The 23,063-nt window shown below is 68.1% G+C and carries 15 protein-coding genes and 1 riboswitch; of the genes, 7 read left to right on the forward strand and 8 right to left on the reverse strand.

Annotation, left to right across the window (positions count from 1 at the left end):
• Positions 1–202 precede the first annotated feature (202 nt).
• The 4 genes from THITH_RS04765 to THITH_RS04780 all read left to right on the forward strand — a co-directional run bounded on the left by THITH_RS04765 (position 203) and on the right by THITH_RS04780 (position 5,307).
• On the forward strand, positions 203–2,506 hold the full coding sequence (locus tag THITH_RS04765) for a DNA translocase FtsK (protein ID WP_006748851.1): 2,304 nt from the start codon (positions 203–205) through the stop codon (positions 2,504–2,506).
• A 103-nt stretch (positions 2,507–2,609) separates the two neighbouring features.
• Positions 2,610–3,245: an outer membrane lipoprotein chaperone LolA gene (lolA, locus tag THITH_RS04770; protein WP_006748850.1), complete on the forward strand. Its 636-nt coding sequence runs from the start codon at positions 2,610–2,612 to the stop codon at positions 3,243–3,245.
• Positions 3,242–4,645 (forward strand): replication-associated recombination protein A, encoded by a 1,404-nt coding sequence (locus THITH_RS04775; RefSeq protein ID WP_006748849.1) that lies wholly within the window; start codon positions 3,242–3,244, stop codon positions 4,643–4,645. Before lolA ends, THITH_RS04775 begins: the two co-directional genes overlap by 4 nt.
• Positions 4,642–5,307: a TVP38/TMEM64 family protein gene (locus tag THITH_RS04780; protein ID WP_006748848.1), complete on the forward strand. Its 666-nt coding sequence runs from the start codon at positions 4,642–4,644 to the stop codon at positions 5,305–5,307. The genes THITH_RS04775 and THITH_RS04780 overlap by 4 nt, the downstream gene beginning before the upstream one ends.
• Positions 5,308–5,389: 82 nt before the next feature.
• Here THITH_RS04780 and pbpG read toward each other — a convergent pair whose 3' ends face one another.
• From pbpG to THITH_RS04810, 6 genes are all read right to left on the reverse strand, one after another.
• Positions 5,390–6,322, reverse strand: coding sequence for a D-alanyl-D-alanine endopeptidase (gene pbpG, locus THITH_RS04785; protein WP_006748847.1), 933 nt, complete (start codon positions 6,320–6,322; stop codon positions 5,390–5,392).
• Positions 6,323–6,548: 226 nt separating this feature from the next.
• Positions 6,549–8,093, reverse strand: coding sequence for a TolC family protein (locus THITH_RS04790; protein ID WP_408645508.1), 1,545 nt, complete (start codon positions 8,091–8,093; stop codon positions 6,549–6,551).
• 438 nt (positions 8,094–8,531) lie between these two features.
• Positions 8,532–11,603, reverse strand: a complete 3,072-nt coding sequence (locus tag THITH_RS04795; RefSeq protein WP_025367283.1) for an efflux RND transporter permease subunit — start codon at positions 11,601–11,603, stop codon at positions 8,532–8,534.
• Complete coding sequence (locus THITH_RS04800; protein ID WP_006748844.1) at positions 11,603–12,808, reverse strand: efflux RND transporter periplasmic adaptor subunit; 1,206 nt, start codon at positions 12,806–12,808, stop codon at positions 11,603–11,605. Before THITH_RS04800 ends, THITH_RS04795 begins: the two co-directional genes overlap by 1 nt.
• A gap of 265 nt (positions 12,809–13,073) precedes the next feature.
• Positions 13,074–13,430: a HepT-like ribonuclease domain-containing protein gene (locus tag THITH_RS04805; RefSeq protein ID WP_006748843.1), complete on the reverse strand. Its 357-nt coding sequence runs from the start codon at positions 13,428–13,430 to the stop codon at positions 13,074–13,076.
• Positions 13,411–13,728, reverse strand: a complete 318-nt coding sequence (locus THITH_RS04810; protein ID WP_006748842.1) for a nucleotidyltransferase family protein — start codon at positions 13,726–13,728, stop codon at positions 13,411–13,413. Before THITH_RS04810 ends, THITH_RS04805 begins: the two co-directional genes overlap by 20 nt.
• 556 nt (positions 13,729–14,284) lie before the next feature.
• Between THITH_RS04810 and THITH_RS04815 the strand changes: the two genes are divergently transcribed.
• The 3 genes from THITH_RS04815 to THITH_RS04825 all read left to right on the forward strand — a co-directional run bounded on the left by THITH_RS04815 (position 14,285) and on the right by THITH_RS04825 (position 17,767).
• Positions 14,285–14,776 carry a TspO/MBR family protein gene (locus THITH_RS04815; protein WP_006748841.1) on the forward strand — a complete coding sequence of 164 codons (492 nt, stop codon included), beginning with the start codon at positions 14,285–14,287 and terminating at the stop codon, positions 14,774–14,776.
• 160 nt (positions 14,777–14,936) lie between these two features.
• Positions 14,937–16,151 (forward strand): organoarsenical effux MFS transporter ArsJ, encoded by a 1,215-nt coding sequence (gene arsJ, locus THITH_RS04820; protein ID WP_006748840.1) that lies wholly within the window; start codon positions 14,937–14,939, stop codon positions 16,149–16,151.
• Between the two features lie 533 nt (positions 16,152–16,684).
• Complete coding sequence (locus THITH_RS04825; protein WP_006748839.1) at positions 16,685–17,767, forward strand: hypothetical protein; 1,083 nt, start codon at positions 16,685–16,687, stop codon at positions 17,765–17,767.
• A gap of 220 nt (positions 17,768–17,987) precedes the next feature.
• On the opposite strand, the gene THITH_RS04830 is transcribed toward THITH_RS04825, so the two are convergent.
• Both THITH_RS04830 and THITH_RS04835 read right to left on the reverse strand, forming a co-directional pair.
• A complete protein-coding gene (locus THITH_RS04830; RefSeq protein ID WP_006748837.1) occupies positions 17,988–19,895 on the reverse strand; it encodes a S8 family serine peptidase in 1,908 nt (635 codons plus the stop codon).
• A gap of 160 nt (positions 19,896–20,055) precedes the next feature.
• A riboswitch (cyclic di-GMP riboswitch) is annotated at positions 20,056–20,148 on the reverse strand.
• A gap of 163 nt (positions 20,149–20,311) precedes the next feature.
• Positions 20,312–22,999 (reverse strand): bifunctional acetate--CoA ligase family protein/GNAT family N-acetyltransferase, encoded by a 2,688-nt coding sequence (locus THITH_RS04835; protein ID WP_006748836.1) that lies wholly within the window; start codon positions 22,997–22,999, stop codon positions 20,312–20,314.
• Positions 23,000–23,063 lie beyond the last annotated feature (64 nt).

Here is a 23,063-nt window from a genome sequence, read left to right on the forward strand (position 1 = left end):
GGCCACACTTTGCGGCGTCATTTTAACCACGTAGAATTCCCAGTTCGAACGCTTCCTGAACAGCTGTCGGCAGGAACACGGGGCTGGCGCGGACTGGCGAACGGGCCGGAGGCGGGGCTCGGGCCAGCTGCCGGATCCGCCACGGAAGCCGTCCCGTCCGGGGTCGGTGCCTCCTGCCAAACCCACTCCAACGGATTCGCAGATGCCAGAAACCAGGGTAGGGAGGACCGCCGGTGCCGAGGCGAGCCTGAGCCGACAGCTGCTGCGCGGGCTGCGCGAGGGTGCGCTGCTGGTCTTCGGGATGATCGCGCTGTACCTGCTGGTGGCGCTGGTCACCTATCATCCGGGGGATCCGGGCTGGTCCTACACCGGCGATGGCCAGGGCATTCGCAATCTGGGCGGCGCGGCAGGCGCCTGGTTTGCCGACGTCGCCTTTCACCTGCTGGGCTACCTGGCTTTCCTGATCCCGCTGATCTTCATTGGCGTCGGCTGGTGGTTGTTTCGCCACCGCAAGGATGCGCGCATCGCCAGCCCGCTGGAACTGAGCCTGCGCGGGGGCGCGTTGCTGGTCGCGCTGGTGTCCGGCTCCGCACTCGCTGCGCTGCACTGGCGGCCCGGGAATCTTCCGGTGCACGCCGGAGGGATCTTCGGTGACCTCGTTGCGGGCACGGCCGCGTCCGGACTCGGGCTGGTCGGGGCCACGCTGCTGCTGTTCGCGCTGTTTCTGACCGGGTTCACGCTGTTTACCGGCCTGTCCTGGTTCGCGTTGATGGATCGGCTCGGCAAGGGTGTGTTCGATGCGATCGAATGGACTCGGCGGCGGATCGATTCGATCCGCGACCAGCGGATCGGCGCGGCGGAAAAGGAGCAGCGCGAGATTCGTGTCGAGCGCGAGCGGGCGCGCGTGGCCCAGCGCGCGCCATCGCGCGTCGAGCCCCGTGTGCAGTCCCCGCCGCCGAGCCCGCGGGTGATGAAGGAAAAGCAGGTGCCGCTGTTCACCGGCGAGCGCTCCGATGCACACCCGCCGCTGGCACTGCTGGACGAACCCCCGGCCGCGGTCAGCGGATACTCCGAGGAATCGCTGCAGGCGATGTCCCGGCTGGTGGAGTTGAAGCTGCGCGACTTCGGCGTCGATGTCGAGGTGGTCGCGGTACAGCCGGGTCCGGTGATCACCCGTTTCGAATTGCACCCGGCACCGGGCGTGAAGGTCGCCCGGATCTCGGCGCTGGCGAAGGATCTTGCCCGGTCGCTGTCGGTGATCGCGGTGCGCATCGTCGAGGTGATCCCGGGGAAATCGACGGTCGGGCTCGAGATCCCGAACGAACAGCGCGAGCTGGTCTCGCTGTCCGAGATCGTGCGTTCGACACTGTTCGAGAATGCCAAGTCGCCGCTGACCCTCTCGCTCGGCAAGGACATCGGCGGCGCCCCGGTCATCGCCGACCTCGCGCGCATGCCGCACCTGCTCGTCGCGGGAACCACCGGTTCGGGGAAGTCGGTCGGCGTGAACGCGATGCTGATCTCGATGCTGTACAAGTCGACCGCCGAGGACGTGCGGCTGATCCTGATCGACCCGAAAATGCTCGAGCTGTCGGTGTACGAGGGCATTCCGCATCTGCTGGCGCCGGTCGTGACCGACATGAAGGACGCATCGAACGCGCTGCGCTGGGCGGTCGCGGAGATGGAGCGGCGCTACAAGCTGATGTCGCTGCTCGGGGTGCGCAATATCGCCGGGTACAACAAGAAGGTGCGCGACGCCGAGGCCGCCGGCACGCCGATCGCCGACCCGACCTTCGACCCGGAACAGCAGGTCGCCGAGAGCGAACCGCCGGTGCTGGGCCGGATGCCGTTCATCGTGGTCGTGGTCGACGAGTTCGCGGACATGATCATGGTCGTCGGCAAGAAGGTCGAGGAACTGATCGCGCGGCTCGCGCAGAAGGCCCGGGCCGCGGGTATCCACCTGATTCTGGCGACCCAGCGGCCGTCGGTGGACGTGATCACCGGCCTGATCAAGGCCAACATCCCGACCCGCATCGCGTTCCAGGTGTCCTCGCGCGTCGATTCGCGGACCATTCTCGACCAGATGGGGGCCGAGCATCTGTTGGGGCACGGGGACATGCTTTACCTCGCGCCCGGCAAGGCGCTGCCCGAACGCGTGCACGGGGCGTTCGTCGCCGACCACGAGGTGCACAAGGTCGTCGAGTACCTGAAGACCACCGGCGAACCCGACTACGAACACTCGATCCTCGAAGAGCCCGAGGCCGGCGCGCCGGCGATCCCGGGGCTGGAGGCGCCGCAGACCGACGCCGAAGGCGACCCGCTGTACGACCAGGCGGTGCAGATCGTGATCGAGTCGCGCAAGGCATCGATTTCCTACGTGCAGCGGCGCCTGAAGATCGGGTACAACCGGGCCGCGCGCATGGTCGAGGACATGGAGGCGGCGGGCCTGGTCAGCCCGGTGCAATCGAATGGCAATCGCGAGGTGCTGGTGCCGGGCGGGAACGAATGAACCGGCGCGGCGGTCCAGTGCCCGTGGCGGCGGTCGCGATTCAGGATCGGTTCAATGCACCCGGCGATACTGGCGTCCGTATCCATTGCCCCCAGGTGAAACCATGACGTCGATCTTCGCAAGGATTCTCTTCGCCCTGCTGGCGCTGGCGCTGCTCGTGCCCGGCTCCGCGGCGGCATCGGGTGAGGCACGGCAGGCCCTGGAACGTTTTCTTTCGGGTCTGGACACCTATAGCGCCGAGTTCACGCAGACGCTGACCGACGAGACCGGCTTCCTGTTACAGGAGGCGGACGGGCGACTGTCGCTGGCGCTCCCGGACCGGCTGCGCTGGGAACTCGATGGCCCGTTCGAACAGTGGGTGATCGCCGACGGCGAGTACCTGTGGCTGTACGATCCCGACCTGCGCCAAGCCACGGTACGGCCGCTGGACGATTCTCTGGAGGCGACACCGCTGGCGCTGCTGACGCAACCGCACCGCCTCGACGAGCGATTCGAGGTCGCCGAGGAGACGGTACCGGACGGCCTGCGGCTGGTATTGTCGCCCCGTGCCCGGGAAGCCGATTTCACGCAGCTGGAACTCGACCTGACCCGCGACGGCGAACTGCAGGCCCTGGCATTCCTCGATGTGTTCGGCCAGCGCACCGAAATGCGGCTGCGCGAGGCGCGTCGCAACCCGGCGCTGGCGCCAGCCGAGTTCCAGTTCACCGCGCCGCCGGGAACCGACATCTACCGGCCGTGACTCCCGGGCCCGCCAGCGACGACCTCTTCGGCGACCCGGTCCCGACCGGTAGCGGCGAAGGGCGCGGCACACCGGGTCCGAGCGGAACTCCCGACGACACCGTACCGCTGGCCGAGCGCATGCGGCCGCGCAGCCTGGACGAGGTGCTGGGCCAGGAACATCTGCTGGGGCCGCAGGCGCCGCTGCGTCAGGCCATCGAACGGGGGCAGCCGCCGTCGATGATCCTCTGGGGGCCGCCCGGCTGCGGCAAGACGACGCTGGCTCGGCTGGCCGCCGACACCGGGGCGCTAACGTTCGCCACGCTGTCGGCGGTGCTGGCCGGGGTCAAGGACGTGCGCGCGGTCGTCGACCAGGCGCGCGTACGCCGGTCGGGATCGGGGCAGGGCACCCTGCTGTTCATCGACGAGATCCACCGCTTCAACAAGGCGCAGCAGGATGCGCTGTTGCCGCACATCGAGGACGGCACGATCCGTTTCATCGGCGCAACGACCGAGAACCCGTCGTTCGCGCTGAACAACGCGCTACTGTCCCGACTGCGCGTGTACCGCCTGCAGGCCGTCGGCGCCGGCGCGATCGCCGCCCTGCTGCGTGCGGCGCTGCAGGATCGGGAACGGGGGCTCGGCGGGCGCGGGCTGCGGCTCGCCGACGAGTGGATCGAACGCCTCGCAGCCGCCGCGGACGGGGATGCACGCCGGGCACTGAACTGGCTGGAGACGGCGGCCGACCTGGCCGACGGCGGCGAGATCAGCGCCGAGGCGCTGCGCGCGGTGATGGGTGCGCAGGCGCTTCAGTTCGACCGCCAGGGCGACGCCTTCTACGACCAGATCTCGGCGCTGCACAAATCGGTGCGCGGCTCGGACCCGGATGCTGCGGCGTACTGGCTGGTGCGCATGCTGGATGCCGGCTGCGATCCCGACTACCTTGGCCGGCGCCTGCTGCGCATGGCCTGGGAGGACATCGGCCTGGCTGCGGTGGGGATCGCCGGTCGGGTGCTCGCGGCCTGGGAGACGGTCGAGCGGTTGGGGCGCCCGGAGGGCGACCTCGCGCTGGTGCAGGCCGCGATCGAACTCGCCTGCGCCCCCAAGAGCAACTCTGCCTACGCCGCGCTCGGTGCGATTCGGGCGGCCATCGCGGACACCGGCAGCCTGCCGGTGCCGCTGCACCTGCGCAATGCACCGACCGCACTGATGAAGCAACAGGGTTTCGGCGCGGGGTACCGCTACGACCACGACGAGCCCGACGGCCTCGCACGCGGGCAGACCTACCTTCCGGAGGAGATCCTGGACCGGTCCTTCTACCAGCCGGGCGATCAGGGGACCGAGCGGATCCTGGACGAACGGCTGCGCGCACTGGGCCGCCGACGGCGAGCCCAGGGTGACACCGGCGAGAAGAACCCGTGAGTCCCTGGATCTGGGGGACGATCCTGCTGTTGGTGGCAGGAATCGTGATCTACCTGTTCGGCTGGATCCCGATCGAGGAGATCGACTTCGCCCTGCTCGAGGCCAGGTTCCATCGCTTCGGGGTCTGGTCCTACCTGCTCTTCGTGGTGGGGTTCGTCGTGTTGGCCATGTTCCCGATCCCGTCCACGATCTGGGTGCTGCTGGGCGGAAGCCTGTTCGGACCGGCTCTGGGGACGGTGCTGAGCGTCGGTAGCGCGACCATCGCCGCGGTGCTGGCATTCGTCACCGGGCGCTACCTGGCCCGGGATTACGTGCGCGCGCACGCCGGCCCCCGAACCTGCCGGGTGATTCGCGGCGTCGAGGCGGAGGGCTGGCGCTTCGTCGCGATGACGCGGCTGATTCCGGTTTTCCCGTTCGCGCCGACCAACTACGCGCTTGGCCTTACTGGCATCCGTCTGCGCACCTATACGGTGACCACGGCCATCGCACTGATTCCGAACCTGGCCGCCTACACCTGGCTGGGTCACGCGACCCGACAGGCGATCAGCGGCGCCGAGAACCTGATCCAGTTCCTGCTGCTGGTCCTCGCGCTCATCGCGATGCTGCTGTTTCTGCCCGGTTTCATTCGCCGGTTGGCGAACCACTCGACCGATCCCTGCTGAGCGGCCGCGGCCAAGCCGGGGCGCGCCCAGGCGTCGCGGGTACGCGGGCCGCCGCGCCTGAATCTGGCCCGAGGCGCCGGCGTCAGCGCGGGGACGGTGCCCCGCCAGCGGTGAGCGTAGCGGTACGCTGGCGTTCGTAATCCTGCGCAGCGCCGGCCACCGCGCCGCCGGTACCGGTTTCGATCCAGCGCCGGATCCGCCCGGCGTCGCCGAGTGGCGTGCGCGTGCCGAGCGAGTCCAGCAGCACCATGACCCGCGGCTGGCCGGCCACCTCCGCGACCATCACCAGGCAGCGTCCCGCCTCCTTCAGATAGCCGGTCTTGCTCAATGCCACATTCCAGCGCGCCGAGCTGACTAGCGAATTGGTGTTGCCGTAGTCGAGGCTGTAGCGCGGATTCCGGAAGTGCACGCGATACCGGGACGTGGTCGACATCTCGCGGATCGCGGGATACCGGTACGCGGCTTCGACCATCTTCACCAGGTCGCTGGCGCTCGCGTGGTTTTCGGGCCACAGCCCCGAGGGATCGACGAACCGCGCCTGTTCCATTCCCAGCGCGCGCGCCTTCGCGTTCATGTCCGCGACGAAAGCCTCCATGCCTCCAGGATGGTTGCGTCCGAGCACATAGGCCGCGAGGTTCTCCGACGACATCAGTGTGATCCGCAGCAGATCCTCGCGGGTCGCCTGGGACCCGATGCGAATGCGTGAATAGGCGTTCTTCGGCGGGTCGTCCGAGCGCTGGGTGATCTCCAGCCACTCGTCCAGCGGCTGCCCCGAGTCGAGCACCACCATCGCGGTCATCAGCTTGGTGATCGAGGCAATCGGGACCGCACGGTCCGCGAACTTGCTATAGAGCGGGTCGCCGGTTTCCAGGTCGACCACCGCTGCATGCACCGAGCCCAGCTGCAGCGCGGAGGCGTTGTGCCCGGCAGGGATTCCGGAAGCCGAGGCCGTGATCGGCCACAGCACGAGCATGAGTGTACCCGCCAGCACGGCGGCCCAGAGCGTGTTCTTCATCGCTGGTTCCAGTCTCCCGGGGTTGGTGAGCCGTTCGGGTCGGCGTGGTTGTGCCCCGCGCTGCCGCCACCGTTTCCTTCCGGAGCGGAGGCCGCGCACTCGCTGGCCGGAAAGCTTAACGAAATCGACCTGCCGCGGCATCCGGGCCAGGTCGAATCAAGGCATCCGTCTGGTCCCGGCCTTTGCGTCGCTGGTTGGTGCGGGGCGGCAGGATCTGTGAACCCGATCAGAGCGACTGCTCGGAATCGTCGCCGGGGCTGTCGATGCCCCGGTGCAGCAGCAGCGTGCCGCTCTGCAGCAGCAGCTCGGTGCTGGCCTGGCGGAACCGGACCGTGGCCTCGCGCAGGCTCAGCTCGCTTTCGAGCACGTCGCGCTGCGCCTGGGCGACCGCGAGGGCGGTGCCGGTGCCGACCCGAAAGCGGATCTCCTCGACCCGGAGCAGTTCCCGCTGCAGCGCGACCGTTTCCTCGCGCGCGCGCACCTGCGCCCGGGCGCGGTCGGCCTCCAGCCAGCTGGCGCGGATGTCCTGGATCGCGAGGCGCTCGAGGCTGTCCAGTGCGGCGCGCGTCTGCTCCCGGGTCAGGCGGGCGCGGCTGAACGCGGCGTCGGCCGCGCGGTTGCCCAACGGCAGCTCGAAGCGCAGCCCGCCAACGAGATCGTAGCCGTTGCCCTGGTCGCCGCGCAGCGACGCGCTGAAGCTCTCGGCGTAGCCCGAAGCCCCGAGCGTCAGGAAGAAGTCCAGCCGCGGCAGCAGGCCGTTGCGCGTTTGCACGATCTCGAGATCCCCGCGCTGGATCCGCAGCCGGGTCTCGTTGAGGTCGGGGCGGTACAGCAACCCCAGCGCGATGTAATCCGCGACCGGTTCGAGCACGTATTCCTGCGGTGCCGGCGGGCTGGTCAGATCGAAACGCTGCTCCCAGTCTGCGGTTTCCGCGCGGATCAGCCGTGCCAGGCGGTCCTGCGCGCGGGCGAGCGCGGTGCGGGCGTCGATCAGACCCTGGCGCCGTAGCGCGGCCTCTGCGCGGGCGCCGATCTCCTCGGTTTCCGGCCGGTCGCCGGCGCGGATGCGCGCCTGGGTCTCGCGCAGCTGCCGCTCGGCGACGTCGAGGGCTTCCTCGTAGATCGCGATATCCTCGGCGGCGAGCACTGTGTCCCAGTACGCGGCCTCGACGTCGGCGACCAGCCGTTCGACGAACCCGCGCAGCTCGTACTCGGATGCAGTGACGTCCAGCGCCGCCTGGCGCAGCCGGACCAGGTTCGACTCGATCCGCCCGCCGCGGAGCAACGCCTGCGTCAGGCTGATCCCGGCGCGGCCGGTGTACTGCTCGCGCGCCCGGGAGCTCTCGGTGCGCGTGTTGCGCAGCGACAGCGTCAGTTCGGTGCCGGTCGGCAACGTCTGCCGCAGGCCGGCCTCGGCCCGCTCGCGTTCCGAGCGGAACGCCTCCTGCACCTGGATTTCCTGGAACTGCCGGATACTGCGGTCGCGCGCCAGCTCGACCTCGGCGAACAGCACCGGGTCGAACACCGCGCGCTCCTGGGCCTCGAACGTGCCCTGGATCAGCGGCCCCAACCGTTCCGCGCGCAGGCCCGGCGCGTTCTGCAACGCCATTGCGACTGCATCCTCCAGCGACAGCGCGGCCGCCGGATCCGGGGTGACCGCCGTCTCCGTCGCGACACGGTCGTTCGGCGGAATCTCGAGGCGCAGTTCCTGGGCGTTCGCGGCGGAGACGGCCAGCACCGCCGTACAGAAGAGCAGGGCGCCCGCGCCGATACGAAGCCAACCGGGAACCGGGCACGCGCGCCACGGCGGATCGGCCTTGGCGAGCCAGTTCAAGGCGACGGACTTCGGCGACAGCGTAGCGGGCATGGTCAGGAATCTCCGTTCAAAAGCGCTGGCAGTCATGGCGCCGGCCACCACGCCCGATGATAGAAGTCTCGCTCCCCGGTTGCGGGCAAGGGTTGGAGAGGGGTGCAGCGTGCAACTTTCACGTTACCCTCCATGGTGCCCAGCCACCACCCGCGACAATGAACAGGGCGGAAAAGGCCGAAGGCCGTCATCCGCCGACCCCACGCCAAGGTTGCCGTGGGCGCCGGGGCGTACCGAACGCCGCACGGCGGAGCTGCCCTGATCGTCAGCTTCTTTCCTGGTCGGGGTTGGCCCGCGCCATGATCGTTGGCACCCGGCCCGCGCTGTCCAGAAACGTCGGGTTCAGGCCGTTCCTGGCGATGGCGGAACGGCTGCCGTCGCGGAGCGGTGAACGATCAGGTACAGCGACGGGATCAGGAGCAACGTGATCAGCGTCGAGGAGAGCAGCCCGCCGATGACCACGCGGGCCATCGGCGCCTGCGCTTCGCCGCCCTCGCCGAGGCCGAGGGACAGCGGCACCAGCGCGAGGATCGTCGTCAGCGTCGTCATCAGGATCGGGCGCAGCCGCTGCCTTGCGGCGAGCAGCACCGCGTCGCGCACCGCGCGGCCCTCGCCGCGCTGCAGCCGCGCCATCCGGTCGACCAGCAGGATCGCGTTGTTCACCACGATGCCGACCAGCAGCATCACCCCGATCAGCGACTGCACGTTCAGCGTGGTTCCGGTCAGGCGCAGCGCCAGCACCACGCCGATCGCCGCCAGCGGCACCGAGAACATCACGATCAGCGGGTCGCGCAAGGACTCGTACAGGCTGGCCATCACCATGTAGACGAGCAGGATCGCCAGCACCGTGCCAAGGAACAGTTCCGAGAACGCCGCCTCCTGCTCCTCGATGTCGCCGCTGACCTGGTAGTCCACCTCGTCCGGCAGCGGGAGCTGGGCGAGTGCCGCGCGCACGTCGGCCGCGATGTCGCCCAGCGGGCGCTCCGCCACATTTACGAACAGCGTCGCGATGCGCGCCTGCTCGCGGCGCTGGATGCTCGAAGGCCCGATCACCGGGTCGAACTGCACCAGGCTGCGCAGCGGGATGCGATCGCCGCCGGCGCCGGCGATGGTCAGGTTCAGCAGCTCGTCGAGCCGCCGGTGCTCCGCGTCCTGCACCTGCACCCAGATGCGCGTCTCGGTGCCCCCGGTCCGCAGCTGCCCGGCGCGCGAGCCACCGATCGCGGTCTCGATCGCCTGTGCGATGCTGCGCACGTCGACGCCGAGGTCGGCAGCCCGCGCGCGGTCGATCCGGGTCAGGAACTCCGGCCGCCCGCCGTCGTCGCCGACGCGCACGTCGGTGACGCCGGGGATGTCCTCGACCGCCTCGCCGAAGGCCAGCGCAACCGCGTTCATCGCGACGCGGTCGAACCCCCGCACCTCGATCGACAGACTCTCGGTATCGTCGCCCCGCCCGAAGCCGCGCATGAAAATCCCGCCGGTAGCGCGCACGCGCACGGTCACCCCGGGCGGCTGGCCGATCGCCTGGCGCAGCGCCGCCGCGATCTCGTCGCTGGAGCGATCGCGGGCATCGCGCGGGCCGACGTTCAGGCGCAGGTTCGACGCGCTCGGCGACCCGAAGCCGAACGCCGAAGCACCGATGCTGGTGACCACGTGCTGCGCCTCGGGAACCCGCTCGCGTACCGTCGCCTCGACGTCGCGGGTCACCGCGTCGAGCACCTCCAGCCGCGTGCCGGGTTCCATCGACAGGTTGATCCGGATGTCGCCCTCGTCGGTGGCCGGCAGGAACTCGGTGCCGACGCCGCGGAAGCCCTGCAGGGCGAACAGCAGCAGTGCGATACTCGCGAGCACCACCCACCAAGGGTGCCTTAGCGCCGGTTCCAGCAGCCGCAGGTACGTACGTTCCAGTCCGTGCGGGGGCGCGGTCGCCGCGCTCGCCGCATGCAGCATCCGCCGCGCCATCAGCATCGGCACCAGTGTCAGCGACGCGACCAGCGACACCGCCAGCGCAAATGCGACCACCGCCGCCAGTGGCTTGAAAAGCTGCCCGGCGAGTTCCTCGGCGAAGAACAGCGGCAGGAAGATCGCGAGCGTCGTCAGGGTGCTCGCGACGATCGCCGCGGAAACCTGTCCGGTGCCCTGGATCGCGGCCTCGGGGATGCCGAGGCCCGGGTTCTCCTCGCGGTTGCGCGCGATGCTCTCGATCACGACGATCGCGTTGTCGACCATCAGGCCGACGCCGAGCGCGATCCCGCCGAGCGTCATCAGGTTCAGTGTCAGGCCGCCGAAATAAACCAGCCCGAAGGTCGCGATCACCGAGATCGGGATCGCGGTCGCGGCCACCAGCGTGAAGCGCAGGTTGCGCAGGAACGCCAGCAGCACCAGCACGGCCAGCGCCGACCCGTACAGGATTGCCTGCCCGAGGTTCGCGATCGAGCGCGAGATGAAGCGCGAGCCGTCCGAGGGGATCTGAATCGCGACCTGCGGGAAGTCGCGCTCGATCCGGCGGACCTCCGCGCGCACCGCCGCCGCGACCTCGACCGTGTTCGCGTCGGCGAGCTTGCGGATCGCGAGCACCATCCCGTCGGCGCCGTCGACCCGGAACGTCCGCGTCGGGCGCTGGTGGGTGTCGCGGATGTCGGCGATCTGGAACAGGCGCACCGGCCCGGTCTCGTCGCGGCGCACCACCGTGTTCGCGATTTCTTCGAGATCCCGGAACTGCGCCTCGGTGCGCAGCCGGAACTCACGGCGGCCTTCGACCACCGGTCCCCCGGGGGACACGACGCTGGCCTCCTGCAGCGCACTGCGCACGGTGTCCAGCCCGATGCCCAGCGCCTGCAGGCGCTCGGGATGCACCTCGATGCGGATCTCTCGCTCGAGACCGCCGCGGACGTCCACCGCGGCGACCCCCGGCAGGCGCTCGAACCGGGGCGCGATGCGGTTGTCGATCAGCGCGCGCAGCTGGATCGGGTCGAGCGCGCTGCCGACGCCGAGCTGCATGATCGGCGAAGCCTGCGTGTCGAACTGCCGGACCAGCGGCCGCTCCGCACCCTCCGGCAACTGGCTTGCGATCCGGGCCAGCCGGTCGCGCAGATCGTCCACCGCCTCGCGCAGGTCGGTGCCCCAGCCGAACTGCACGCGGACGTTGCTGTTGCCCTCGCTCGATGTCGAGCGAATCTCCCGCGCGCCGGTGATCGCGGCGGCCGCCTGCTCGATCGGGCGGGTCACCAGCTGCTCGACTTCCTCGGGCCCGGCGTTGGGGTAGGCGGTGGTTACGGTCAGCACCGGGTAGGTGATGTCCGGGAGCAGGTCCACCGGCAGGCGGGTCAACGCGGCAAGGCCGAGCAGGATCACGATCAGGGTCGCCATGCCGGTCATCACCGGCCGGTCCACGGTGAGCCGGGCGGGGTTGATCATGGCCCGGGCGCCGCGTCGGCTTCGCCGCGCGATGGCATCCCGCCGGCCTCCTGCAGACGTACCGGGGTGTCCTCGGAAAGCAGGTGCTGGCCGAGTGTGACCACCGCGCCGGAAAGCTCCGGCTCGACGATCTCGACCCAGTCGCCGTCGCGGATGCCCGGCGTCACCCGGTGCCTGCGCGCCTGTGGCGGGTCGGCGGCGGCGTCCACCGTGAACAGCACGAAGCCCTCGTCGCGCTGCAGCAGCGCGTCGCGGGGAACGGACTGCGCACCGGGCCGGTGCTCGAGCTCGACCGCGATCTCGGCGAACATGCCGGGCCGCAGCTGCAGTTCCGGGTTCGGCACCTCGATCTCGACCCGCGCCTGCCGGGACGCCTCGCGGAATTCGGGCGCGATGCGGGTCACGCGGCCGGTGAACGTGTCGCCGGGCCAGGCGGCGGTGCGCAGCCGCACCGGCTGTCCCGCGCGCAGCCGGCCGTAGTCCGCCTCGGTGACGAAGACGACGGCGCGCAGCGGATCCAGCGCGACCAGCGTCAGCACCGGCGTGTTCGCCGCCACCACCGCCCCGGGGTCGGCCATGCGTTCGGCGACATGCCGGGGCAGGCCGTTCTTCCAGTCGGCGCGTACCTGGGCGAACTCCGCGCGGATCTGCGCATTGCGCCGCGCGGCCTCGCGGCTGCGCAGCTGCGACTGTGCCAGCTCGACGCGCGTCTGCTGCAGCGCGACCTGTGTCTCGGCCGCCTCGAGCTCCGCGGCCGAAGCGATCCCCTGGCCGCGCAACTCGCGCACCCGGGTCAGCTCGCGGCGCGCCGCGTTCAGGCTCTCGCGCGCCTCGCCCAGGCTTGCCTGCGCGACCGCGAATTCCGCCTCGGCCTGCAGCAGGTCCTGCTGGAACTCCTCGGGATCGAGCTGCAGCAGCAGGTCGCCGGGAACGACGCTGTCACCGATTTCGACCGGGATCCGCTCGATTCGGCCGCCGACGCGCGGCATTACTTCGATGCGCCGCGAGGCTTCCAGCGATCCGGTCAGGAACAGTTCGCGGACCAGATCGCGCGTCTGCACCGGCACGGTTTCGACAGCGACCGGCCGGGCCGCGGCGGCGGGACGAGCCCCGGCAGGATCGGGCTCGCGTTCCAGCCACCAGAAAATCCCCGCCCCGGCCAGCGCGGCGAGCGTCACGAAAGCGAGGAGCAGGCGGGTCATCGGCGCAGCCGGAACAGGATCTCGGGAGAAGCGGACATCGGTCGGTGCATCGCGTCGTCAGGGAGCGGTCATCGCCATTGTGCAGCATGGACCTGAACCCGGCGTGAAAGTGCAACCGGTCGTCCCGGTTCCCCGCCCTGTAGGAGGCCAGCCCCTGGCCGATCCGGCACTGGCCGAAGCCCCGGTCGCCGGAGGTGTCCCCGGCCTCCAATCGGCGAGCGGGCTTGCCTCCCACAGGGACCATGCCTGATCGCGGCCTTGCCAGCTATCCGCCTTCCAGTCGCCCCTCGTCTTCGAGCACCTGCCGGATCTGCGCCCGCAGGCCCGGAACCTTGGTCGCGAGAACGTCCCAGACGATCTCGTAGTCGACACCGAAATAGTGATGAATCATCTTGTCGCGCATCGCGGTCAGCGCTCGCCAGGGAACCTCCGGATGGCGAGCGCGCAGATCCTCGGAAAGCTGTTTCGCCGCTTCCCCGACGATCTCGAGGCTGCGTACCACTGCACGTTTGGCACGGGCGTCGGTTTGAAGCTGCCGAAGGTCGAGAATTTGCGCCTCTGCCGACAAGTACTCCAGCTCGTCGAGGATGTGTCGCAGAAACTCAAGCGACGAGCGGGACATACTCCACTTCCCTGAGGATGTGCGGACCGACATGGGGGCTCAGCGCCTCCGGCGTGACCAGATCCACTGGCCGCTGCATCGCCTCCTCGAGCAGGCCGGAAAGTGCCAGGAAGTGGTCGAAGGTCTTCTCGCCCGGTTCGAACTCGACCAGCAGATCGACGTCGCTGGCAGACTGGGCGTCGCCGCGCCGGAACGAGCCGAAGAGGCCCACCCGCCGCACCCCCAGTGCGCGCAGCTCATCCCTGGACTGCTTCAGGATGCGGATCACATCGTCCCGGGTATCACATCGTGCGGTCACGGCACATATCTCGCAGCCTCAGCTTGTTAACACTCTACTCACCAGGTCGTATCCGGGCAAACGACACATAGCGGCAACAAATTTGATCATCGCAAGAGCTCCGCGCGAGCTGCTCGCGTGTGGCAGGCGGTATGCGTTCCCCCCCTGCCGGACTGTCATGGCGGGGTCGGCCCCCCGATGATGAAAAAGCAGTAGGGCGGAAGAGGCCGAAGGCCGTCATCCGCCATCCGGCGCCAGGGTGGCCGCAGCCCCCCGGGACGGCGCGTACGCTGTGTGGCGGATGACGCTGCGCTCTACCGCCCTACGGGTTACCCGGGACGCGCGCCACGTTCTGTCACGTCAATCCTCGTGGCCCCTCTCTCCCCCAGAGGGGGAGGGGGACTGAACGGATACGGGAGGCTAGCCCTCTCGCGGATCTGGCGCTTCGACGGGGCGATTCTCCTGACGGTCGAGCTGCCCTGCCTCCTGCGGGGAACGCCGGGGCGGTACCATATCGGTTCGGGTCGAAATGTCGCAGCCGGGTGGTCCGGGCAACGCGACGACAGGGGGGAATCCGATGAACCGAGGCGATGCGCTGTCCTGGCGGGAGTTGCGCGGGCTGGTCTTGTGGCTGGCGCTGGTGCTGGTGGTCGCGATCATCGGCGGCCTGGTCACGCGAACCTCGGTCGCCGACTGGTACCCGCAGCTGCTGCGGCCGGAGTTCGCGCCGCCGAACGCCGTGTTCGGACCGGTGTGGACGGCCCTTTACGTGATGATGGCCTACGCGGCCTGGCGGATCTGGCGCGCGCACGGTTTCCGGCGCGCGCCCTGGGCGCTCGGTCTGTTCATGGTGCAGCTGGCGCTGAACCTGCTTTGGTCGTTCCTCTTTTTCGGCTTCCAGCAGATCGGACTCGCGCTGTTCGAGATCGTCGTGCTGTGGTTCGCGATCCTCGCTACGCTGGTGCTGTTTTGGCGCCTCGACCGGCTGGCAGGGGCGCTGCTGCTGCCGTACCTGGCCTGGGTTGGCTTCGCGGCTTTCCTGAACCACGCATTCTGGGTGTTGAACTGATGAACCTTGCCGCACGCCGTGCCCGGACCCGAAGGCGGTGGACGCAGCCCGGGCGCGCTCGAGCCCTCCGTGGGCGCTCGACGGCGGCCATCCGTGGCCGCCGACGGCCCGGGCTGCATCCACCCCCTCCGGGCCCTCGGAGCGCGTTGGCTGATCCGCGATGAACCCTGCGAGCCTCGGCCTCGCCGCCTACGCGCGGATCACCGCGAACTACTGGGCGTTCACGATCACCGACGGCGCGATCCGGATGCTGGTGGTGCTGTACTTCCACCAGCTCGGCTACAGCCCGCTGGAGATCGCGCTGCTGTTCCTGTTCTACGAGTTCTTCGGCATCGTGACCAACCTCGCCGGCGGCTGGCTGGCGGCAAGGCTGGGGCTGAACACGACACTGATTTCGGGAACGCTGCTGCAGATTGCGGCATTGCTGATGCTCACGGTGCCCGAGGCCTGGCTCACGGTCGCCTACGTGATGTTCGCCCAGGCGCTCTCGGGCATCGCGAAAGACCTGAACAAGATGAGCGCGAAGTCCGGCGTGAAGCTGGTCGCCGGCGACGTGCAGGGGCGGCTGTTCCGCTGGGTCGCCTGGCTGACGGGTTCGAAGAATGCGCTGAAGGGCCTCGGTTTTTTCGTCGGCGCGGTGTTGCTGTACACGGTGGGATTTCGCGGCGCGCTGGTCGCATTGGCCGCGCTGCTGGTGGCCAGCCTGACGCTGGCGGCGCTGCGTCTGCCCCGCGGGCTCGGACGCGTCGGCGGCAAGCCCAGGTTCACCCAGATGTTCGCGAACAGCCCGGCGATCAACGTGCTTTCAGCGGCGCGGTTTTTCCTGTTCGGCGCCCGCGACGTCTGGTTCGTGGTCGCGCTGCCGGTATTTCTTTCGGCGACGCTGGGCTGGAACCACCTGCAGGTGGGCGCGTTCCTGGCGTTGTGGGTCATCGGCTACGGCCTCGTGCAGGCGGCGGTGCCGACGCTGATTGCGCGCCGTGGTCTGGATCCGACCGGCCTGACCGCGCGCTTCTGGGCAATGGTGCTGATGCTGATTCCGATCGGCATCGTGATCGCGCTGGAGGCGGGGCTGCACCCAGGCGCGGTGCTGATCATCGGACTCGGTGTCTTCGGCGTCGTGTTCGCGATCAATTCGGCGGTGCACTCGTTCCTGATCCTCGACTACGCGGACTCCGACCGCGTCGCGATGAAGGTCGGCTTTTACTACATGGCCAACGCCGGCGGGCGGCTCGTGGGCACCGTGCTGTCGGGCTGGATCTTCATGACCCACGGTCTGATCGGTTGCCTGATCGCGTCGACCGCCTTCGTGTTTGCCGCCTGGATGCTCTCCGCGTTCTTACCTCGTGCCCATCCTGCCGGCACGGCGCCCTGAATCCTCCCGTGGCGTTTGGTATAGCGCCTGCGGCATCGCTCAACGAGGTTCCGCTGGCAGAAATAGATCTGTTGATCTAGGTTGCGCAGGCACTACTCTGCACATCGGCGCGAGAAAAATATCCTAATTTACTGATTTATCTCGTGCACGATCCGATCTGAAAGCGCGTGCCAAAGGATCTCGTCCTGTGCCCGCCCAGTACGAGACGTCAGTCGTATGTTTATCCTTTATCAAATGTATATGGCGCATAGCCGATACCAATAGATCGCAAAGCAAATAGCGTTCCGGCTCAGGTCTCATACACTTTAAGTGAGGGAAAGTGCAGGCCGGGCGGACTTCACCGCCCATACCCGATGCCTGAATCAAAGGGGCGGGCCCGCGGCAACAGGGCGCCGACCGGCGGAACGGAGAATTGACCGATCCGCAAGGTATCCGAACAGCCTGACGATCAACTTTTGGCACTAACCCTGAACAGGGCGGGGCCGCCGTACGGCGGTTCCAGTGAATCGAATCTGAGTGCAGGAGTAATGGACATGAAAACCAAGCAATTTTCAACGCTGACGGCCGCGGTGGCGTTGGCACTGGGGCTGGGCGCAACCGCGTGGGCCGATGACCCCGTACCGCCACCGCTAGTCGATGGCGCCAACGTCCAGAGTGAGCCGGTGTCGGGCGAGGGCGTCACACCCTACATTATCTACAGCGACCGCACTGGACGCGCCAACCAGGGGGGTAACCGCAGCTGCGCCGATGTGGCCTCGGCCTGGGGTGTCGAGCCGTTCCAGTGTGTTTCCAATCGGAATGACTACATTGAGGGCTTGGCCGAGTTCGAAGGCGAGTTCGAGTTGGATGAGGACGCCTCGATTCCGGATCCGAATGCGGAAGAAGGCGACGACGCCTTTGCAGCGTGTCGGGATGTCAGCTTCGACGTCGAGACGGATGGCACCTACCTGTCGTTCGATGCCAGCACCAACATCGGCGCGGTGATCGTGAAGGGAAGCGCCGCTGCCAACGTGTACTACTACAACCCGCAGTTGGCTTCCGACCTGGGGTTGGCAGCGCCCATTAACGCGAGTGGTGGGTCGGCTGGCCTCAGCAATCTCACGTTCTGCTGGAACCCGGATCCGGATCCGCCGCAGGAGATCGGCTGCTGGGGTGGCAAAGAGACGGCCTGGGGTGCCGGTGATCCCTACGTTGAACAACAAGGGAACTGGGCGATGTACACCAGCTACGAAGCCTGCTACGTGGGTGCCGACCTGATGGCCGGGCAGCATTATGTGGCAGGAGAGGTGAAATGTGATCCGATGGTGGACGGGACGGTGGATCTGAAAATCACCATGAACGAGGGCTGGCGGTTTGCGCCGCAATGGCCTGAGCACCTCGACGCGTGTGTGGCGGATGAGCACGGTAAGTGCCTCCCGGCGGGTGAGAACGTCAAGGTCCAGGACTATGAGGATCGGCCCACCGGCAACCCGAATCCGGGTGGATTCGAACACAAGACCACGGCGGAGGTCGACGCGCCTTCGGTCACGCTGAATGTTCCGTATAACAACTTCTACGGGATCCACGTCGACGTGCGCCGGTTCGGGGAGGAGTACTGCGAGGTCGAACTCGACTGACGCCGGGCCGATCCGTGCAGTAGAGCTGAACGGCTCTGTTGGGTAGTTGACCGGGTCCGGTGTCCTACCGGACCCGGTTGTCTAGTCGAAGACGGTTCAGCGTTGCCCCAGGGCGCTGAAGATGGAGCATGAAAAAAAGACCGGCCCGAAGGCCGGCGAAGGCGGGGAGGAACCCCGCAGCGGACGGGCCGGCGTCCCTGCCGGCCCCGTCGAGACAGGGTTAGCGGTTCCAGCCTCTTCCGGGGGGCGGGCCACCGCCGCCACCTTCGTCGTCTCCGCCTGAATCATCGCCATCGCCATCGCCATCGCCATCGCCATCGGGCAATGGGCCGATGTACACAGTGATGCTGGTGCTGCCGATGTTGCCGGCGGCGTCCATTGCGTGGGCGGCGATCGTGTAGGCGCCGTTTGGCAGCCGGCGGGTGTTCCAGTTGCACTGCACCGAGTCCGAGTTGCTCGCGCACTGCACCGACCCGTTCACCGAGAGCTCGATGCGGGTCACGCCGACGTTGTCGGTCGCGGAGGCGGACAGGCGCGTGGTGCCGCTGACCTGCGTGCCGTCGGTTGGGCTGGTGATCGTTGCGACTGGAGCCTCGTCGTCGACCGGGGGCGGTTCCTCGGCCGGGTGCTGCACCGTCACGTCGATTTCGTGGACACCCACGTTGCCCGCCGCGTCGCGTGCCTCGGCACGCAGTCGCACCGTGCCCTCGGGTTCCTGCTCGGTATCCCAGAGGAACTCATACGGGGCGACGGTTTCGGAGCCCAGCAGGCGCCCGCCGACGTACAGGTCGACCCGCGACACCCCGACGTCATCGGTGGCCGCGACTTTTACCAGCACGTCGGATTCCACCACCGCGCCATCGGCGGGGGAGGCGATCGCGACCTCGGGTGCCACCCGGTCGACCTCACCGGACCAGGCCATCATCACTGCTGCGCCGGCGTCCACGCGTCCCCAGCCGTAATAGGGATCCCAGCCGGCGGCGCCGAGGTCGACCGCGCTGTCGAACAGGATCTGCTCGATCTGGGCGGGTGCCAGCTGGTCGTTCGCGGCCATCACCAGCGCGCCGACGGCGGCCGTGATCGGGCTCGAGAAGGACGTGCCGCTGACGGATGCATAGCCGCTCCCGACGCTGGTTGTGACGATGCTGCTGCCCGGCGCGGCCATGTCGACGTAGTCGCCAAAATTGGACCAGCTTGTCCGGCTGTCGTTACTGGCCGTGGCCGCGACCACAACGACATAGGGAGTGGGGCTGGCGCCGGCATCCGTGCCGCCGTTGCCCGCTGCACCGAACACCACGCCGCCGTGGTTGCGCACGTGCTGCGCGGCACTCTGCACTGTGGAATGCTGCCACGACATGTAGCTCATGTTGGCCACGTGGGCACCGTTGTCGGCCGCCCAGGTCAGGCCGCGGGCCATGTCGCTGGAATAGGCGGCACCGTCCGTCCGGTTGCTGACACGGATGGGCATGACCATCGCGTTCCAGCCAACCGCGGCAACGCCAATGGCGTTGTCCGTTGCCGCACCCACCGTTCCGGCCACTCGCGTTCCATGGCCATGGATGTCGCTGATGTCATCATTCTGGCTGACCGCGTTCCAGCCGGTGACCAGTTTTCCAGCGAAATCGGGGTGTTCGGCCTCGATGCCGGTGTCGAGCACTGCAACGACGATCCCATCGCCCTTGGACACGGTCCAGGCCGTGGGGGCTTCGATCTTCGGCAGGTGCCAGGCGTTGTCGTAGTGCGGGTCGTTCGGCATGGTCTGGCTCAGTTCGACCAGGTAGTCCGGTTCGGCGAACTTGATCGCCGGGTTGCGCGAGAGTGCATGCGCCACGGCCTGGACCGCCTGCGGGGCGACCTGGATCTCGCGCACGTTGATCGCATCGATCCGGCCGACGGCCTGGCCACCCTGTGCGGCGATGATCTGCTGCAGCCGGGCTTCGGACACGCCCGGCTTCGGCTGCACGAGTACGCGGCCGGGCTTCCACGGCTCGGTCGGGCTCGCGCCCGCGGAGCCCGGGACCAGCAGGCCCGTGGACAACACGACGATCAGGAAGGTGATCAGAGTGAGGGCGCCGGACAAGCCGAACAACACGGCAGCCGGTCGGCGAAGCGTGGTCACGAGTTTCATGTTCTATGTCCTCCGAACAGTGCGCGCCCGCCACATCGGGCGCGGATGCATCCCTGCGCGTATCGGAGACTTGGTTTCCTGCAGCAACCGGTGCAGGCACCGGTTGCGAAGGTTCCGGCGGCTCTGTGGCCACTTGGACCCCGGGGCATCATGCCCCGTCAGCGGCAGCCCCGCTGTCCCCCATTGTCGTTCTTGAATCCGGGGACCGGCGGCTTTGTGTCCCCGCCTTGCGACGGGTTTACCTTTGTCTCGACGAAAAGTGCTAGTCCTTAGCAACTAGAAGTATAGAACAAAAGGTGGGATTCTTGTTGGTAAAAATATAGGACTAAAGATATAAATTTACATGATGCTCCGACGTGGTGTCCGCCGGAGAGCTGGAAATCGTGTCGGGTTCTAGCAGCCTGTCGGACAGGCTGCTAGAGCGGGCGGCTGACCTGCACGACGCCCTCGTCGTCGCGATTGGGTCGGATCGAGAAGCCGAGGCGGCGCATCAGTCCCAGCATGGTGTTGTTGCCGGCGATCACTTCGCCTTCCATCAGGTCGATTCCGCGCGACTTTGCCGCCTGCATCAGCGACTGCATCAGGTGGGTGCCGATGCCGCGTCCCTGCCATTCGTCGGCGACCACGATTGCGAACTCGCAGCTGCGCTGGTCGGGGTTCGCGGTATAGCGTGCGACCGCGACCTGCTTTTCCTCGCCCGCTTCGCCCTCGACGACCGCGATCAGCCCCAGCTCGCGGTCGTAGTCGATCTGGGTGAAGCGCACCAGCATCTCCTGGGTGAGTTCGTGCACTGCCTGCATGAACCGGAAGTAGCGGGATTCGTCCGACAGCCCGCGCACGAAGGCCTGCTCGATCTGGGCATCTTCCGGGCGGATCGGACGGATGGTCAAGGTGATCCCGTCCGGCATCGGCCAGGTCTCGACCAGATGCCCGGGGTAGGGATGGATCGCCATGTGCGCATAGCGGTCGGCGGAGCTTGGGCGGAAGTCGACGACGATCCGGGCGTCGACTGCGGCAAGCCCGTTTTCGTCGACGATCAGCGGGTTGATGTCGACCTCGTGGATCTCGGGCAGCTCGCAGGCCATCTCGGAAATGCGCAGCAGCACCTGTTCCAGCGCGAGCTTGTCCACCGGCGGCATGTGCCGGAAACGCTGCAGCAGCCGCGCGACGCGGGTGCGGCCGATCATCCCGCGGATGATTGTCTCGTTCAGCGGCGGCAGCGCGACCGCCCGGTCATGCAGCACCTCGACCGAGGTGCCGCCAGACCCGAAGCTGATCACCGGTCCGAACACCGGGTCGCGCAGCACGCCGACCATCAGTTCGCGCCCGTAATGGCTGCGGTACATGCGCTCCAGCGTCACGCCCTCGAGACGCGCGTCGGGTCGCGCCTCGCGTGCTTCCTGCATGGTGTTCAGAAACCCCTTGCGTACCGCCTCGGCAGTGGTGATGTTCAGGCGCACGCCGCCGACATCGGACTTGTGCGTGATGTCGGGGGAGGCGATCTTCATCGCCAGCGGGTAGCCCAAGGTGCTGGCGGCGACCAGCGCTTCGCTGGCGGTGTGCGCCTGCACGGTCTGCGTGACCGGAATCCGGAACGCGGCCAGCACGGCCTTGGATTCCATCGTGCCGAGCACCTTGCGGCCCTCGTCGAGCGCCCCTTCGATGATCATGCGCGCGCCTTCCACGTCGGCGGGGCTGCGGTCGCTGAGCGGTCCGGGCACCTGCAGCAGCAGTCGCTGGTTGCGCTGGTGTGTGGTCAGGTAGGCGAACGCCTCCACCGAGGCCTCGGGGGTGATGAAATGAGGCAGGCCTTCGGTGCAGAAGCGATCGCGCGCCTTTTCCACCTGCTTGCCGCCCATCCAGCAGGTGAGCACCGGCTTGCCCTGCGCGACGCGCTGTGCCGCGCGAATCACGGTTTCCGCGGACTCGTCGGAGTCGGTCATCGCCTGGGGGGTCAGCATCGCCAGCAGGCCATCGACGCCGGGGTCTTCCAGGCAGGCGGCCAGGGCCGCGTCGTAGCGGGCAGGGTCGGCGTCGCCGAGCAGATCCACCGGGTTCGAATGCGACCAGTGCGGCGGCAGCGCGGCATCGAGTCGCTTCATGGTGGTGGCGCCGAACTCGGCCATGGCCACGTCCAGCTCCACCGCGCGGTCGGTGGCCATCACGCCGGGGCCGCCGGCGTTGGTCACGATGGCCAGGCGGTTGCCGCGGACCCGCGCGCCGCTGGACAGGATGCTCGCGGCCGAGAACATCTGCTGCACGGTCTGGGCGCGTACCGCGCCCGCACGTTCCAACGCGGCATCGAATACGTCGTCGGCGCCGACCAGCGCCCCGGTGTGGGACATCGCGGCGCGCGAGCCTTCCGCGTACCGGCCCGACTTGATCACGATCACCGGCTTCATCCGCGCCGCGGCGCGCAGGCCGCTGATGAACCGCCGCGAATGGCGGATTCCTTCGACGTACAGCAGGATGCTGCGGGTTTCGGGATCGAGTGCCAGGAAGTCGAGCAGGTCGCCGAAGTCGATGTCCGCCGCGTCGCCGAGCGAAGCCACCAGCGAAAACCCGATGTGCTGATCCTCGGCCCAATCCAGGATCGCGGTGCAGATCGCACCCGATTGCGAGACCAGCGCCAGGTGTCCGGGCAGCGCATGGTTGCGACTGAAGGTCGCGTTGATCCGGTGACGCGGTCGCATGATTCCCAGGCAGTTCGGGCCAATCACGCGCAGGCCGGTCTGGCGCGCGGCTTCGAGCATCGCCTCCTGCAGGCGGATCCCCTTCGGTCCTTCCTCGACGAACCCGGCCGAGATCACGATCGCACCCTGCACGTCGGCCTCGCCACACTCGCGGATGATGGTGGGAACCGCAGAGGCCGGTGTTGCGATCACGGCCAGATCCAGGTTGCGGCCGATCGCGCCGACGTTCGGATAGCTCTTGCGGCCGTGCACCTTCCGGTATTTCGGGTTGACCGCGTAGAGATCGCCCTGGTAGCCCATCGACAGCATGTTGCGGAAGATCAGCGAGCCCACCGAGTCGGGGCGGTTGCTCGCGCCGATCACAGCGATGGCGCGCGCCGAGAGGATGCGGTGGAGATAATGGGGACCCATGGTCTGTCCTGCGCGGGGGAGTGGGTTTGTTGCACTGCAATAAGACTTGTGTATCGGCTCCTGC

The organism is Thioalkalivibrio paradoxus ARh 1, from assembly GCF_000227685.2.
Lineage (GTDB): Bacteria > Pseudomonadota > Gammaproteobacteria > Ectothiorhodospirales > Ectothiorhodospiraceae > Thioalkalivibrio > Thioalkalivibrio paradoxus.